Origin of the sequence: Mesorhizobium sp. BH1-1-5, assembly GCF_020165615.1 — a bacterium.
Taxonomy (GTDB): Bacteria; Pseudomonadota; Alphaproteobacteria; order Rhizobiales; family Rhizobiaceae; genus Mesorhizobium.
In genome coordinates this window covers 15,923-30,769 of sequence record NZ_JAIUIM010000010.1, presented here as the reverse complement: position 1 = coordinate 30,769, position 14,847 = coordinate 15,923, and the positions used below count along the sequence as shown (strand labels likewise).

The 14,847-nt window shown below is 63.1% G+C and carries 19 protein-coding genes; 14 read left to right on the top strand and 5 right to left on the bottom strand.

Annotated features, from left to right (window positions below; all coding sequences use genetic code 11):
• Positions 1-6: 6 nt before the first annotated feature.
• Complete coding sequence (locus tag LB572_RS15045; RefSeq protein ID WP_224668256.1) at positions 7-264, bottom strand: DUF2171 domain-containing protein; 258 nt, start codon at positions 262-264, stop codon at positions 7-9.
• 308 nt (positions 265-572) lie between these two features.
• On the opposite strand from LB572_RS15045, the gene LB572_RS15040 reads away from it, so the two are divergent.
• A complete protein-coding gene (locus tag LB572_RS15040; RefSeq protein ID WP_224668255.1) occupies positions 573-986 on the top strand; it encodes a hypothetical protein in 414 nt (137 codons plus the stop codon).
• A 62-nt stretch (positions 987-1,048) separates the two neighbouring features.
• Positions 1,049-2,356 (top strand): adenylosuccinate lyase, encoded by a 1,308-nt coding sequence (gene purB, locus LB572_RS15035; RefSeq protein ID WP_224668254.1) that lies wholly within the window; start codon positions 1,049-1,051, stop codon positions 2,354-2,356.
• Positions 2,357-2,609: 253 nt separating this feature from the next.
• Here purB and LB572_RS15030 read toward each other — a convergent pair whose 3' ends face one another.
• Complete coding sequence (locus LB572_RS15030; protein WP_140806166.1) at positions 2,610-3,422, bottom strand: VOC family protein; 813 nt, start codon at positions 3,420-3,422, stop codon at positions 2,610-2,612.
• Positions 3,423-3,608: 186 nt separating this feature from the next.
• Here LB572_RS15030 and LB572_RS15025 point away from each other — a divergent pair, with 186 nt between their 5' ends.
• Positions 3,609-4,166 (top strand): RBBP9/YdeN family alpha/beta hydrolase, encoded by a 558-nt coding sequence (locus tag LB572_RS15025; protein ID WP_140806164.1) that lies wholly within the window; start codon positions 3,609-3,611, stop codon positions 4,164-4,166.
• A 149-nt stretch (positions 4,167-4,315) separates the two neighbouring features.
• On the opposite strand, the gene LB572_RS15020 is transcribed toward LB572_RS15025, so the two are convergent.
• Complete coding sequence (locus LB572_RS15020) at positions 4,316-5,089, bottom strand: HpcH/HpaI aldolase family protein (protein ID WP_040981238.1); 774 nt, start codon at positions 5,087-5,089, stop codon at positions 4,316-4,318.
• 243 nt (positions 5,090-5,332) lie between these two features.
• The gene (locus tag LB572_RS15015; RefSeq protein ID WP_224668253.1) at positions 5,333-5,653 is read right to left on the bottom strand and encodes a DUF1476 domain-containing protein; all 321 of its coding nucleotides are present in this window, start codon (positions 5,651-5,653) and stop codon (positions 5,333-5,335) included.
• Between the two features lie 274 nt (positions 5,654-5,927).
• On the opposite strand from LB572_RS15015, the gene purC reads away from it, so the two are divergent.
• The 6 genes from purC to LB572_RS14985 all read left to right on the top strand — a co-directional run bounded on the left by purC (position 5,928) and on the right by LB572_RS14985 (position 9,069).
• Entirely contained in the window at positions 5,928-6,722 is a 795-nt protein-coding gene (purC, locus tag LB572_RS15010; protein ID WP_140806160.1) for a phosphoribosylaminoimidazolesuccinocarboxamide synthase, read from the top strand.
• A 66-nt stretch (positions 6,723-6,788) separates the two neighbouring features.
• The gene (purS, locus tag LB572_RS15005) at positions 6,789-7,028 is read left to right on the top strand and encodes a phosphoribosylformylglycinamidine synthase subunit PurS (RefSeq protein ID WP_140806158.1); all 240 of its coding nucleotides are present in this window, start codon (positions 6,789-6,791) and stop codon (positions 7,026-7,028) included.
• 18 nt (positions 7,029-7,046) lie between these two features.
• On the top strand, positions 7,047-7,301 hold the full coding sequence (locus LB572_RS15000) for a hypothetical protein (RefSeq protein ID WP_140806157.1): 255 nt from the start codon (positions 7,047-7,049) through the stop codon (positions 7,299-7,301).
• On the top strand, positions 7,298-7,966 hold the full coding sequence (purQ, locus tag LB572_RS14995; RefSeq protein ID WP_224668252.1) for a phosphoribosylformylglycinamidine synthase subunit PurQ: 669 nt from the start codon (positions 7,298-7,300) through the stop codon (positions 7,964-7,966). The genes LB572_RS15000 and purQ overlap by 4 nt, the downstream gene beginning before the upstream one ends.
• Positions 7,967-8,005: 39 nt before the next feature.
• Positions 8,006-8,416 (top strand): hypothetical protein, encoded by a 411-nt coding sequence (locus LB572_RS14990; protein ID WP_140806154.1) that lies wholly within the window; start codon positions 8,006-8,008, stop codon positions 8,414-8,416.
• Positions 8,417-8,421: 5 nt separating this feature from the next.
• Positions 8,422-9,069, top strand: a complete 648-nt coding sequence (locus LB572_RS14985; protein WP_224668251.1) for a Pr6Pr family membrane protein — start codon at positions 8,422-8,424, stop codon at positions 9,067-9,069.
• 4 nt (positions 9,070-9,073) lie between these two features.
• Here LB572_RS14985 and LB572_RS14980 read toward each other — a convergent pair whose 3' ends face one another.
• Entirely contained in the window at positions 9,074-9,415 is a 342-nt protein-coding gene (locus tag LB572_RS14980) for a DUF1127 domain-containing protein (protein ID WP_412033563.1), read from the bottom strand.
• Between LB572_RS14980 and LB572_RS14975 the strand changes: the two genes are divergently transcribed.
• The 5 genes from LB572_RS14975 to grxD all read left to right on the top strand — a co-directional run bounded on the left by LB572_RS14975 (position 9,414) and on the right by grxD (position 14,747).
• Positions 9,414-10,823 carry a PLP-dependent aminotransferase family protein gene (locus tag LB572_RS14975; RefSeq protein WP_224668250.1) on the top strand — a complete coding sequence of 470 codons (1,410 nt, stop codon included), beginning with the start codon at positions 9,414-9,416 and terminating at the stop codon, positions 10,821-10,823. The two genes, LB572_RS14980 and LB572_RS14975, sit on opposite strands and share 2 nt — an antisense overlap.
• Before the next feature lie 149 nt (positions 10,824-10,972).
• Complete coding sequence (gene purL, locus LB572_RS14970; protein ID WP_224668249.1) at positions 10,973-13,204, top strand: phosphoribosylformylglycinamidine synthase subunit PurL; 2,232 nt, start codon at positions 10,973-10,975, stop codon at positions 13,202-13,204.
• A gap of 97 nt (positions 13,205-13,301) precedes the next feature.
• A complete protein-coding gene (locus LB572_RS14965) occupies positions 13,302-13,829 on the top strand; it encodes a hypothetical protein (RefSeq protein ID WP_224668248.1) in 528 nt (175 codons plus the stop codon).
• Positions 13,830-13,925: 96 nt separating this feature from the next.
• Positions 13,926-14,159 carry a BolA/IbaG family iron-sulfur metabolism protein gene (locus LB572_RS14960; protein WP_140806145.1) on the top strand — a complete coding sequence of 78 codons (234 nt, stop codon included), beginning with the start codon at positions 13,926-13,928 and terminating at the stop codon, positions 14,157-14,159.
• A 252-nt stretch (positions 14,160-14,411) separates the two neighbouring features.
• Positions 14,412-14,747, top strand: coding sequence for a Grx4 family monothiol glutaredoxin (grxD, locus tag LB572_RS14955; protein ID WP_040981263.1), 336 nt, complete (start codon positions 14,412-14,414; stop codon positions 14,745-14,747).
• Positions 14,748-14,847 lie beyond the last annotated feature (100 nt).

Here is a 14,847-nt window from a genome sequence, read left to right as displayed (position 1 = left end):
CGCTGATCAGGTCGGATCGGACTTTTCTTCCTCGAAGGTGACCGCGACGTCGGAATTCGCGGAGAGCCATACCTTCTGCCCGTCGATCTCCGCGACCAGGGCGAGCGAAATATAGTGGTGATGGCCCTTATGCGAGCCCATGCCGCTATCGGCCCTGGTCAGCTTGATTCGGTCACCTTCGACCTTGTCGACGGTGCCGATATGGACGCCGTCGGCGCCGATCACTTCCATATGTCCGCGTATCTTGCCGATGTCGGTGCTCATGCTGGTCCTCCGCTGGATGGCGATTTGCCCTTTCGGATGCGAGACGGCCGACAATAACAAATGAACGCCGGATTGGATGCATCGCACGGCACGTCTCGTTCACCATGGCGTGATAGGCATGACGTCCATGAGACAGATGTCATGCCGATGACGCCCGGCCTGCCCGGTCACCCGGCGCGCGATACCGCTCGCCGCCCATGATGCCGCTGCAGCAAGTTCCCTTGCGCCGCGGTATCACGGACCGGTTGCGTGCCGCCGTTCCGACGGCAAACGAGGTCGTTGTCGGAACTTTGCTCTGGGGCGGCGCCATGAGTGGCAGCGCGCTGGCAAATCTTCTGCTGGCCGTCTGGGAGACGCCCGACAGGATCCGTTTCGTTGCGCTGCTTTACGGCCTTGGAGGCCTGCTCGCCTTCCCGGTCGGGCTGACGCTGGCCAGGCTGGTTTCTCGGGACCGCAATTGGGAAACAGCCTTGGCCGCGGCATTCGTGTCGCTTCTGACGACGACACTCGCCTTCACCGGCGGCCTCTTCGCGCTGCAATATCGCTCCTATTACGCCGAGTGGCATGCGCCGGCGCTCACGCTGACCTGGGCGTTCGAATTCGCGTTCACCATGGTGACCGCGCTCTACCAGTTCGTCGTGCTCGGCGTGCGGCTCTATTTTCCGCTGGGTTTTGCGGCACTTGTCGGGGTCAGCATCTGGTTTGCACGGCAGCGGCGTTGAGCATTGGGCTCGCCTCTGTTAGGACGCGGCCGATGCCTCTCCCAAGCAGGACTTAAAAACGGATGATCCCTCGCTATTCCCGGCCGGAAATGGTCGCCATCTGGTCGCCCGAAACCCGCTTCCGCATCTGGTTCGAGATCGAGGCGCATGCCTGCGATGCGCTGGCGGAACTGGGCGTCATCCCCAAGGAAGCGGCAAGGACGATCTGGGAAAAAGGCGGCGCGGCCAAATTCGACGTCGCCAAGATCGACGAGATCGAGCGCGTCACCAAGCATGACGTCATCGCTTTCCTCACCCATCTCGCCGAATTCGTCGGACCCGATGCCCGCTTCATCCACCAGGGCATGACCTCGTCGGACGTGCTCGACACCTGCCTTGCCGTGCAGCTGACGCGCGCCAGCGACATCCTGCTTGCCGACATCGACGCCCTGCTTGCCGCACTCAAGCGCCGCGCCTTCGAGCACAAGGACACCGTCACCATCGGCCGCAGCCACGGCATCCATGCCGAGCCGACCACCTTCGGCGTCAAGCTGGCGCAGGCCTATGCCGAATTCTCGCGCTGCCGCGAGCGGCTGGTGCACGCGCGCGAAGACATCGCCACCTGCGCTATTTCAGGCGCCGTCGGCACCTTCGCCAACATCGAGCCCTACGTCGAAGAGCATGTTGCGACAAAACTCGGGCTGAAGCCGGAGCCGGTGTCGACCCAGGTGATCCCGCGCGACCGCCACGCCATGTTCTTTGCGACGCTTGGCGTGATCGCTTCGTCGGTCGAGCGCCTCGCCGTCGAAATCCGCCATCTGCAGCGCACCGAGGTGCTGGAAGCGGAAGAGTATTTCTCGCCGGGCCAGAAGGGCTCGTCGGCGATGCCGCACAAGCGCAATCCGGTGCTGACCGAGAATCTCACCGGCCTTGCCCGCATGGTGCGCTCGATGGCGCTGCCCGCGATGGAGGACGTGGCGCTCTGGCATGAGCGCGATATCTCGCATTCCTCGGTCGAACGCATGATCGGACCCGACGCTACGGTGACGCTCGACTTCGCGCTGGCGCGCCTCACCGGCGTCGTCGACAAGCTGCTCGTCTACCCCGAGAACATGGAGAAGAACCTCAACAAGTTCCGCGGGCTGGTGCATTCGCAGCGCGTGCTCCTGGCGCTGACCCAGGCCGGCCTGTCACGCGAGGACTCCTACCGCCTGGTGCAGCGCAACGCCATGAAGGTCTGGGAGCACGGCGCCGATTTCCTAGAGGAACTGCTCGCCGACAAGGAGGTGACGGCCGCGCTATCGGAAGTTGATATCCGCGAGAAATTCGACCTCGGTTACCACACCAAGCATGTCGACACGATCTTCAAGCGGGTGTTCGGAGAGGCTTGACGTCGGATAAGAGTTGCCCGCTAGCGCCAAGCTGGAACACCCCTCATCCGTCTTGTCGTTTCACGACAAGCCACCTTCTCCCACAAGGGGAGAAGAGGAAATCTGGCGCTCACGCCTCAGTCAATCACCAGCGTTTGCGATTGGCAGCGGCGCCGGCGCAATCTTCACTTCTCCCCTTCTTGTGGGAGAAGGTGGATCGGCGCGCAGCGCCGAGACGGATGAGGGGGGTGCTCCAGCTTGACGCAGCCGTCGTTCACGCCTTCCCAGGTACGGTCCTGATCACCGTACCCCAGGGATCCTCGCGGCTCGTCTCCGCCTTCACATTGTCCGAGCGCATCTCGACCCAGGCGAGGCCTGAGCGGGACGGATCGCGGTGGCCGGCGCCGGCGCTCTGCCAGGCATTGGCGCCGATATGATGGTGGTAATGGCCCGATGACAGGAACACTGCCTGGCTGCCATATTTGGCGACGGTGTCGAAGCCGAACTGGTCATGCCACCAGGCCTCCGCATCTTCCGGCCGGCCGACGCGCAGATGCACATGGCCGACGACGGTGTTTTCCGGCGCGCCCTGCCAGCCGGCATCGCCCGCGGGCACGGTGCCCACCACCGCCGGCAGGTTCAGGCGCTCGGTCGCCATGGCGATCTTGTCGCCGTTCCATTTCCAGTCCTGGGGACGGCGGTCGGCATAGATCTCGATGCCATTGCCTTCCGGGTCGGTCAGGTAAAGCGCCTCGCTGACCAGGTGGTCGGAGGCGCCCTCGATGCCGATGCGGTTGGCGGCGGCGTGGCTGATCCAGCGGCCGAGGTCGGCGCGCGACGGCAGGAGGAAAGCGGTGTGGAAAAGTCCGGCGCTGCGTGGATCGTCCGGCTTGGCCGAAGAATCCGGCTCGAGCACCAGCAGCGGGCGATTGGCGGCGCCAAGCGTGATCGCGCCATCGGCGCGGCTCAGTTCCTGCAGGCCGACAACGGCGCGGTAATAGGCCGCCAGGCTCTCGGCGTCGCGCGCCTTCAGCCCGAGGCGCGAAACGCTGACCGGGGTGGTCGCGGCAAAAGGCAGTTCGCTCATCAATCTCTCCGTCTCGGCAGCTTCCCGGCATGGGATATTCCAGCCGCCGGCTGTTGTCCTCCTCAGATTGTCGATTGCGATCGTTCACACAAGACAGCAAGAATCGAACAAGTTGTTCACAATTGCGATATCGATCGATTTGCGAGCAGGGTTGCAGGCGAGAAGGCCGCTCGCTACATCGACGCCATGAAAGTCAAAGACGCAGATATTCTGATCGTGCCAGGCTACACCAATTCCGGCCCCGAGCACTGGCAGACCCGCTGGCAGTCGAAGCTGTCGACGGCGCGCCGGGTCGAGCAGGCGGAATGGACCAAGCCCGTGCGCGATGACTGGACGGCGAGCGTGGCGAACGCCGTCAACGAGGCCGAGCGGCCGGTGGTGCTCGTCGCGCACTCGCTTGGCGTCGCGGCGGCGGTTCAGGCCATCCCGCAATTCAAGAAGCCGGTCGCCGGCGCCTTTTTCGTGGCGCCACCGGATGTCGCCAATCCTGAGCTGAGGCCGCGTCATCTGATGACCTTTGGCCCTTATTCGCGCGATCCGCTGCCTTTCCCGTCGATCGTCATTGCCAGCCGCAACGATCCGTTCTGCGCCTTCGAGGTCGCCGAGGACATTGCCGCCGCCTGGGGATCGCTGTTCATCGACGCAGGCGAGGCAGGCCACCTCAACCACGACGCCGGTTTCGGCCCGTGGCCTGAGGGTTCGATGACTTTCGCCAAATTCCTGACGGAGTTGAAAGAACCCTAAGACGACCAAGGTGTGTTGAGATTCAGGTCAGGCCGAGCCGAAAATGGTGGCTTCAGAGAACCGGAGCGGAGCGTACTTCAAGTACGTGAGCACCGGAAGCGCGGGAAGCCGGCATTTGCAGGCCGGCCTCACCTGAATATCAAAACGCCTTAAGAACCGATCGAATCGCGCATGCTCTTCAGCAGCGTCTTCGCCCCGAGCGAGATCAGCGTGTGGTCGGAGCCCATGGCGAGCAGCCGGAAGCCCATTGACACGACGCGCCCGGCTATCGCCGGTTCGATGACATAGATCGCGGCATGCTTGCCGGCCTTGCGCGTCCGCTCGGCGATCGACGCGACCGTCTCCATCATGCTTTCCAGCGTCGAGCTGACGGTGGCGCCGTTCGACCAGGCGATCGAGAAATCCGACGGGCCGACGAAGATGCCGTCGATGCCGGGCGTATCGAGAATGCCATCGAGCGCCTCGAGGGCCGCCCGCGTCTCGACCATGGCGAAAGCCATGGTGCGCTGGTTCGTATCGCGCAGCCATTCGGCATGGTCGCCCTTGCCGTGGCGTGGGAAGGCATAGGTCGGCCCCCAGGAGCGCTCGCCCAGCGGCGGATATTTCATCGCGGCGGCGAACTGCCTTGCATCGGCCACGGAGTTCACCATCGGCGCGATCACCGCCTCGGCGCCGAAATCGAGCGCGCGGCTCGCCATGTCGAAGCGTCCGACCGGAATGCGCACCAGCGCCGGCTTGTTGGCGGCCAGCACCGGCACCAGGCCGCGCAGCACGCTGTCCTCGTGGTGGCCGCCATGCTGCATGTCGAGGGTGACCGCGTCGAAACCCTGCTTGGCGATGATCTCGACCGTCAGCGCGTCCGGCACGCCCGACCAGGCGGTGAACAGCGTTTCGTCGGCGGCCAGGCGGGACTTGAGCGACATCGGAACTTTCCTTGTTAACAATCCGCAGTTTCGGTCGAAAACGGCGCTAAGGCAAAGAAAAACCGCCCGGTTTTACCGGGCGGTCGATTGGTCCAGTCAGGGCAATTCCAGGAAAAGTGTGAAACGTTTAGGTTCGGCGACTTCGCCGTAACCTTCCGTCCGGAATTGCGTAAAGGCAAAGAGATAGGGCCCGATGCCGAAAAAGGGTGAAGCGGTTTCGGGTGACATCATACCCGCACAGCCTCAGGTGTTCTTGATCTGCTCGATCGCCTGCGCCATCAGCTCGTCCATGGTGCGGCGGATCTGATGGTCGGACTGGTTGACGCCGGCGGCATCGAAATCCTTGCGGATCTTGCGGAAGACATCATGGTCGCCCGCTTCCTCGATATCGGAGATCACCACTTCCTTGGCATAGGCTTCGGCATCGGCGCCGGACTTGCCGAGCTTCTCGGCGGCCCAGAGCCCAAGCGCCTTGTTGCGGCGCGCCGAGGCCTTGAAGCGAAGTTCCTCGTCGAAGGCGAATTTGCGCTCAAAACCCTCTTCGCGGTCTTTCATGCTGCTCATGGCGTCCCTCCGATCAATCCGATTCGCTTGGCGATGAATATGTGTGATGGGCAAGCACAAACCAAAAGGCCGCAGGCCGGTCAATATGCTTCGTCGCATGCTGCGCTGCGGCATTTCGGTTCCGAAAGCGGTTGATTCGCGGGATTTGGCGATTGAGCAAACAAGGCGATTGCGATAACACCGGCATTGAACGCCGCCGTCGCCATACTAATTTAGGCAGACGGACAGGAACTGGTCACTTGCCGCCTGCCCGCAGATCCAGAGAAAAATCCATATGAAAAATCGCCGCCGCATTTACGAAGGCAAGGCCAAGATCCTCTATGAAGGACCTGAGCCGGGAACGCTGATCCAGTTCTTCAAGGACGATGCCACCGCCTTCAACAAGAAGAAACACGAAGTGGTCGATGGCAAGGGCGTGCTCAACAATCGCATTTCCGAGCATATCTTCAACCATTTGAACCGCATGGGCATCCCGACCCACTTCATCCGCCGGCTCAACATGCGCGAGCAGCTGATCAAGGAAGTCGAGATCATCCCGCTCGAGGTCGTCGTGCGCAACGTCGCCGCCGGCTCGCTGTCCAAGCGACTCGGCATCGAGGAAGGCACGGTGCTGCCGCGCTCGATCATCGAGTTCTATTACAAGGCCGACGCGCTCGACGATCCGATGGTGTCGGAAGAGCACATCACCGCCTTCGGCTGGGCGAGCCCGCAGGAAATCGACGACATCATGGCTTTGGCCATCCGCATCAACGACTTCCTCTCCGGCCTGTTCCTTGGCGTCGGCATCCAGCTCGTCGACTTCAAGATCGAGTGCGGCCGCCTGTTCGAGGGCGACATGATGCGCATCGTCGTCGCCGACGAGATCTCGCCCGATTCCTGCCGGCTGTGGGATGTCGCCACCCAGGACAAGCTCGACAAGGACCGTTTCCGCCGCGACATGGGCGGCCTGGTCGAGGCGTATCAGGAAGTTGCCCGCCGTCTCGGCATCATCAACGAGAACGAGCCGCCACGTCCGACGGGTCCGGTGCTCGTCGCCTCTTCCGAAGCGCCCAAGGGCCTGAAGCACTAGTTACTGACGGGCCTGCCGGGCAATGGCAGGCCCTTTTCCCAAACGACCGCCTGCCCAGGAGTATCGATGAAAGCCCGTATCACCGTGACCCTCAAGAACGGCGTTCTCGACCCGCAGGGCAAGGCGATCGAGCATGCGCTCTCCGGGCTGGGCTTCGACGGCGTCGGCCAGGTGCGCCAGGGCAAGGTGTTCGACATCGAGCTCGCCGGAACCGACAAGGCCAAGGCCGAAACCGATCTAAAGGCCATGTGCGACAAGCTTCTGGCGAACACGGTGATTGAGAATTATAGTGTTGCTATAACCTGAGGTTGTAGCGGAGGCACAATGCCGGAAGCCACGAACGAATTGATGTTCGAGCTGCTGAAGCGGGTCCATCACGAAATCGGCGAACTTCGCCAGGATGTGTCCGAAGCCAAGCGTGAGTTGAACGTTATGCGAGGTCACATGGTGGCCACGCAGAGTGATATCCATAACATCTATGGTATTCTTGGCCGTCAGGATGAGCGACTCGAACGCATAGAGCGCCGCCTCGACTTGCGGGAACTTGCCGAAAATCAGAGGCCTTTCGAACCAAAATGAAATCAGCCGTCGTCCTCCTGCCTGGCCTCAACCGCGACCGCGACATGATCGCGGCGCTGACCAAGATTTCCGGCCAGGCGCCGGCGACCCTCTGGCAGACCGACACGGAAATCCCCGATGTCGACCTGATCGCCATCCCCGGCGGCTTCTCCTTCGGCGACTATCTGCGCTGCGGCGCGATCGCGGCGCGCATGCCGGTGATGCGGGCGGTCGCCGAAAAGGCCGCCAAGGGCGTCACCGTCATCGGCGTCTGCAACGGCTTCCAGATCCTGGTCGAGGCTGGGCTGCTGCCCGGCGCCTTGATGCGCAATGCCTCGCTGAAGTTCGTCTGCCGGCAGGTGAAGCTCCAGATCGCCAATGCCAACACCATGTTCACGCGCGGCTACCAGCCGGGCCAGGTCATCCGCTCGCCGGTCGCGCATCATGACGGCAATTATTTCGCCGATGCCGACACGCTTGCCCGCCTCGAAGGCGAAGGCCAGGTGGTTTTCCGCTATGCGGATGGCACCAATCCCAACGGCTCGATCAACGACATCGCCGGCATCGTCAACGACAAGGGCAACGTGCTCGGCCTGATGCCGCATCCCGAGAACCTGATCGAGGCGGCACATGGTGGCAATGACGGACGGGCGCTGTTCGAGAGCGCGCTCGGCATCGCCGCTTGATCCTTTAAAAACTTCCCAGAACGCGGGGGCGGACTGACCATGAGACTGACGATTGCTCGCCTTGCTCTCCTGGCCGCCGCCGGGCTCGCCTTGGCTTCCTGCCAGTCCAGCCCCAAGACGACGCCGGTCCCCTCAGGCAAGAGCGCCTCGCTGCTGGCCATGGAACAGGTCGCCATCGCCGCGCACAAATGCTGGATCGCCAGCAAGGATCCAGCCTTCAAGGCCTACCAGATGGCCAATGAGCTCAATTCCTACAGCGGCACGCCGCGCTTCCTGCTGGTGCCCGCCAAGCATTATGGCGGCAAGCCGCTGCTGGTCGTGCAGGCGCAAGGCAATTCCAGCCGCGTCGACGTCTTCGGGCCGCTGATGAACGAGCCGCTCGGCGCGCGCATCGGCTCCGACATCGCCCGCTGGCAGGCCGGCAATCCGTCCTGCGCCGCGGCGGCGTAAAAACGATGGGCCGCCTGCTGCAGATCGCAGGTGTCATCGCTGGCCTGGCCGGGCTTGTCCTGCAGTTTTGCATAACCATTCCGGCGTCGATGGAAGCCGGCCGCAGCCTGCTCGGCTCAATCGTCTTCTATTTCAGCTTCTTCACCATATTGACCAATATCGGCGCCGTGCTCGTCCACGTTTCCCTGCTGTCGCCCGCCGGCTATGCATGGTTTCCGGCTTTTGCCGGACCCCGCGCGCGGACCGGCGTGGGCGTCGCGATTTCGCTGGGGTTCATCGTCTATGCCACGGTGCTGGCGCGGCTCTGGCAGCCGCAGGGCCTTTTCCTGCTCTGCGACATTCTCCTGCATTATGTGACGCCAGTGCTGTTCGTGCTGTGGTGGCTTGTGGCGGGGGCCGACGGCCGGCGAACTTGGAGCGATATCCCCTGGTGGATGATCTATCCACTCGCCTATCTCGCCTACGCGCTGATACGCGCGCCATTCGCCGGCGAAGTGCCCTACCCGTTCCTTGACGTCGCCAAGAACGGCGCGGCCAGCGTCGCCGTTTCGGCCTTGGCCATCACCGCGCTGTTCATCGGATTGAGCGTGCTCGCGGTGCTTCTCGATCACGGCATCGGCCGGCTACGGGGAAAACCCGCAACCCGAAGATAGACCATCACTCCCAGAACGCCCGGATGCCTTCGCGATGGGCATCGCAGCGCGAGATGCCGATATCCTTCAACTGATCGTCCGTCATCTCCAGCAGCGCAAGGCGGCCGCGCCGGCGCTCCAGCATATGATCGATTTGCTTGGCGACGGAACGAAGCACAAATACTAGGCGACCGACGAAGCCGGGGCGGCTCTGGAGATCGGTTTGCGTGCGGAACGCCGGGCCGGCGCAGCGGATTGTGTCGATTGTATCCATTGTCGTTCTGCCTTGTCTCGATTGTACCTTATCAATCGCGGGCTCGGTATGGATTGACTCATTATGCGGTGCAATATAGAAAATTGTCACCATGACAAATTGGCTCCCTGACCTCTCTTCCGGCTCCGGTCCGCTCTATCAGCGTCTTGCTGACAGCATTGAGTCAGATATCGACAAGGGCGTCATCGATGCCGGTGCAAAGCTGCCGCCGCAGCGCGACCTCGCCTATGACATCGGCACGACCGTCGGCACCATCGGCAGGGCCTATCAGCTGCTGCGCGAACGCGGTCTGGTGAGCGGCGAGGTCGGTCGCGGCACCTATGTGCTCGGCCAGCACGCCGAAACCCCGAAACCCGAAGTCGAGCCAGGCTTGCAAGGCACGCGCTTCATCGACGCGCCGAGCGGCAAGCTGCGTTTCGACAGCACTGCCGCGCCCGATGTCGGCCAGGGCGCGGTGATTGCCGACATGCTGTCGCGCACGGCGCAGGAACACCCGCACGACATTTCGAGCTACACGCGTGATTTCCCCGAACGCTGGTACGAGGCCGGCAGCCGCTGGCTGGCGCGCAACTCCTTCCGCCCCTCACCCGATTCGATAGTTCCGACGCTGGGCACCCACGCCGCTGTCATGGCCGCGATCGCGGCGCTGACCATGCCCGGCGACTACGTGGTCTTCGAGCATCTCACCTATTCGCAGATCGCGCGCAGCGCCGGGCTGATCGGCCGCCGCACGGCGCTGGTTTCGACCGACGAAGATGGCATCGACCCGGATGATTTCGAGCGCGTCTGCGCGCAGAAACATCCAAAGGTGATGTTCCTGATGCCGACCGCGAAGAACCCGACGCTGGTGACGTTGTCGGCGGAGCGGCGGCAGGCGATCGCGCGGATCGCACGCGAATACAATGTCGCGCTGATCGAGGACGATCTCTATGGCGAACTCACCGACGATCCGACGCCGCTGCTGGCCAAATATGCGCCGGAGCGCACGATCGTCGCCGGCGGCCTGTCCAAATCGGTCGCCGCCGGCGTGCGTGGCGGCTGGCTCTCCTGCCCGCCGGCCTATCGCCATCGCATCCGTGTCGCGCATAAGATGATGACCGGTGGCCTGCCTTTCCTTCTCGCCGAAGTCGGCACGAGGCTGGTGATGTCGGGCCAGGCGGACGAGATCCGTAAACGCTGCATTGCCGAAATCCAGGCGCGCCTCGCCATAGTGCGCGACGTGCTGGCGGGATTCGACATCAAGGCAAGGGACAACGTGCCCTTCCTCTGGCTGAGCTTGCCGGACCCGTGGCTGTCCGGCACCTTCAAGAACGCCTGTCTGGCGCAAGGCGTGCTCATCGACGATGAGGACGAGTTCAAGGCCGGCCGTTCCGAGCAGGTCTTTCACGGCGTGCGCTTTGGCGTGTCGCAGCCGCGGCAAAGCAAGGATGTCGCCGGCGGCGTCGCCGTCATCCGCCGCCTGCTCGACGAAGGCCGTGCCGGCTACGACAGTTTTTCCTGATCAAGTCGGCAAGCCCCAGACCTCAAGCATCACTGACAGAGGCCGTTTTCCGGCGTTTTCGTCATCCGGTGGGGATGTATCGCGCCAAAGCTTGCGATAAGAGGAGACTCAAAGAAACTCCCCTCTCCCACGGACAAAAATCGCCGCTCATGACCATTTCCAATTCCGTGCCGATCACCCCCGAGCTTGTTGCCGCGCATGGGCTGAAGCCCGACGAATACCAGCGCATCCTCGGTCTGGTCGGCCGCGAGCCCAGCTTCACCGAGCTCGGCATCTTCTCGGCGATGTGGAACGAGCACTGCTCCTACAAGTCCTCCAAGAAATGGCTGCGCACGCTGCCGACCAGCGGCCCGCAGGTCATCCAGGGTCCAGGCGAGAATGCCGGCGTGGTCGACATCGGCGACGGCGACTGCGTCGTCTTCAAGATGGAGAGCCACAACCACCCCTCCTATATCGAGCCCTATCAGGGCGCGGCGACCGGGGTCGGCGGCATCCTGCGCGACGTCTTCACCATGGGCGCCAGGCCGGTTGCGGCGATGAACGCGCTGCGCTTCGGCGCGCCGGACCATCCCAAGACCCGGCATCTCGTGGCCGGCGTGGTTTCCGGCGTCGGCGGCTATGGCAACGCTTTCGGCGTGCCGACGGTGGGCGGCGAAGTCAATTTCGACGCCCGCTACAACGGCAACATCCTGGTCAACGCCTTTGCGGCGGGCCTTGCCAAGACCGATGCCATCTTCCTGTCGGAAGCCAAGGGCGTCGGCCTGCCGGTCGTCTATCTCGGCGCCAAGACCGGGCGCGACGGCGTCGGCGGCGCCACTATGGCCTCGGCCGAATTCGACGACAAGATCGAGGAGAAGCGCCCGACCGTGCAGGTCGGCGACCCCTTCACCGAAAAATGCCTGCTGGAAGCCTGCCTCGAGCTGATGGCGTCGGGCGCGGTCATCGCCATCCAGGACATGGGCGCCGCCGGCCTCACCTGCTCGGCCGTCGAGATGGGCGCCAAGGGCGACCTCGGCATCGAGCTCGACCTCGACAAGGTGCCGGTGCGCGAGGAGCGCATGAGCGCCTATGAGATGATGCTGTCGGAAAGCCAGGAGCGCATGCTGATGGTGCTGCGCCCCGAGAAGGAAGAGGAAGCCGAGGCGATCTTCCGCAAATGGGGGCTCGACTTCGCCATCGTCGGCAAGACCACCGACGATCTTCGTTTCCGCGTCATCCATCAGGGTGACGAGGTCGCCAACTTGCCGATCAAGGAGCTGGGCGACCAGGCGCCGGAATATGACCGCCCCTGGGTCGAGGCCAAGAAGCCGGCGCCGCTTGCCGCGAACGATGCGCCGAAGGCCGATGTCGCCAACGCGTTGCTCAAGATGCTCGGCGGTCCGGACCTCTCCTCGCGCCGCTGGGTGTGGGAGCAGTACGACACGCTGATCCAGGGCAATTCGCTGCAGCTTCCGGGCGGCGATGCCGGCGTCGTGCGCGTCGAAGGCCATCCGACCAAGGCGCTCGCCTTCTCCTCCGACGTCACGCCGCGCTACTGCGAGGCCGACCCTTACGAGGGCGGCAAGCAGGCCGTGGCCGAATGCTGGCGCAACCTCACCGCCACCGGCGCCTTGCCGCTCGCCGCTACCGACAACCTCAATTTCGGCAATCCGGAGCGGCCCGAGATCATGGGCCAGTTCGTCGGCGCCGTTAAGGGCATCGGCGATGCCTGCCGCGCGCTCGGCTTCCCGATCGTCTCCGGCAATGTGTCGCTCTACAACGAGACCAATGGGCGCGGTATCCTGCCGACGCCGACCATCGGCGGCGTCGGCCTCATCGCCGACTGGTCGAAGATGGCGCGCATCGGCTTTGCCGCCGAAGGCCAGATGATCGTGCTGGTCGGCGCGCCGCCGAGCTGGGGCAGCCATCTCGGCCAGTCCGTCTATATGCGCGACATCCATGGCCGCGCCGACGGTCCGCCGCCGCCGGTCGACCTCGACCATGAGAAGCGCGTCGGCGACCATGTGCGCGCGCTCATCGCGTCCGGCATCGTGACGGCCGCGCATGACGTCTCCGACGGCGGCCTTGCCGTGGCACTCGCCGAAATGGCGATGGCCTCCGGCATCGGCGCCACCATTCCCGGGCTCAGCGGAACCGACCAGATCCCGGTCTGGTTCGGCGAGGATCAGGGCCGTTATCTGCTGACGCTGTCGATCGACCCGCAAAGCGGCGAATGGGACAGGATCCGCGAGGAACAGGGCATGCTCGGCATCTTCGCGCCCTGGATCGGCACGACGGGCGGCCAGACACTGAAGCTCGGCGAAGCGCGCGCGATTGCGGTGAGCGACTTGACCGCCGCCCATGAGGGCTGGTTCCCACGCTTCATGGATCAGGCCAGTTGACCAGGCTAGAAGCATGTCTCCCGAAAGTGTGCTGCTGTTTCGGGAAAAGACATGCTTACGACAAAAGACTTAAATCATGTCGCATAAATCCTTTTTTATGCGACATGATTTAACCTCGAAGGCGCTGATCGCAGTCGTCTTCTGGCCGTCCCTGTTCTTCTTCTGGTTTCTCGGGCCGTTCGTCCTGTTCCTGCTGTCGACGACCTCGAGCGAGGTCTGTCCGCTGCTGGAAACCCGCGCGCAATTCCTTGCCGCGGCCAACGGCACGCTGCCGATGCTCGTCATACAGAACCTGATCTACGCGGTTCCGATCGCCTGCCTCGTGCTCTGGAGCAGGCTTTCTCCTGAGCCGGCGCGAGCAAGGCATATCGCGACCTGCATCAAGCTCTTCGCCGTCGCCGCACTGATCGGAGCGGTTTGGGAATATGGCTCGTCCTTGACCTGCGACGGTTACGGCCGGCCCTTCTTCTCAACCGCATGGCAGATGACGAGCTATCTTCCGATCGTCATCCTGTTGATCAACATCCCGCTCTACGTGCGGGTCTTCAGCCTCGGCCGCGCCTATTCGACGCGCGATGACATCACCGAAGATGGCGTGGTTCATCCGAGCCAGGATAATCCCTAGGCCTCATCACCCGACGGAACGGCTTCAATCCGGGCTGGAAAGGCTTTAGGCTCCCCCGAGTCACACACACCTGCCCGCTTGAAACAGGATTTTGCCATGGCAATGGATGCCCACGACATCGAAAAACTGATCAAGGAAGGCATTCCGGACGCCAGGGTGACGATCCGCGACCTGGCCGGCGACGGCGACCATTATGCGGCCGAAGTGGTGGCCGAGAGTTTTCGGGGCAAGAGCCGTGTCCAGCAGCACCAGATGGTCTATGACGCGCTGAAGGGCAATATGGGCGGCGTGCTGCATGCGCTGGCGCTGCAGACCGCCGTCCCCGACTGAGCGCTATCGCCACTCAGAGCAATTCCAGGAAAAGTGTGTAACGGTTTTCCGTCCGGAATTGCGTAAAACAAAGAGATAGAGCGGTTCGGCGTTTCCTTGGTACGGTGAGCCGTTCTAGCCTTGGCCCAAAATCGCGTTATCCCTTGCGCCATTGGAGTGGCGTCGCGGCTAACGTCTTGTTTCAGCCACCCTATGGGTTTATTTGAAGGACATGCTTCGAGCCTGACTCCCACAGGCGTGAAAGGATTGTCCATGACCGGCATCAGCGACTACATCGACAATGAAGTGAAGAGCAACGACGTCGTGCTCTTCATGAAGGGCACGCCCGGCTTTCCGCAATGCGGCTTCTCCGGCCAGGTGGTGCAGATCCTCGATTATATCGGGGCCGACTACAAGGGCGTGAACGTGCTCGACTCGGCCGAATTGCGCCAGGGCATCAAGGACTATTCCAACTGGCCGACCATCCCGCAGCTCTATGTGAAGGGCGAATTCGTCGGCGGTTGCGACATCGTGCGCGAAATGTTCCAGGCCGGCGAGTTGCAGGACTTCCTGGTCGAAAAGGGCGTCAGCGTCAAAGGCGCGGCCTGATTCAATTTTTCGCTCGCCGGCGCGGAGGCTAACCCTCCTGCCGGCAAGCATCGCCCGGGGTCGCCCCCACCTCGGCAATTTTTTAAACCCGCATCTCGGG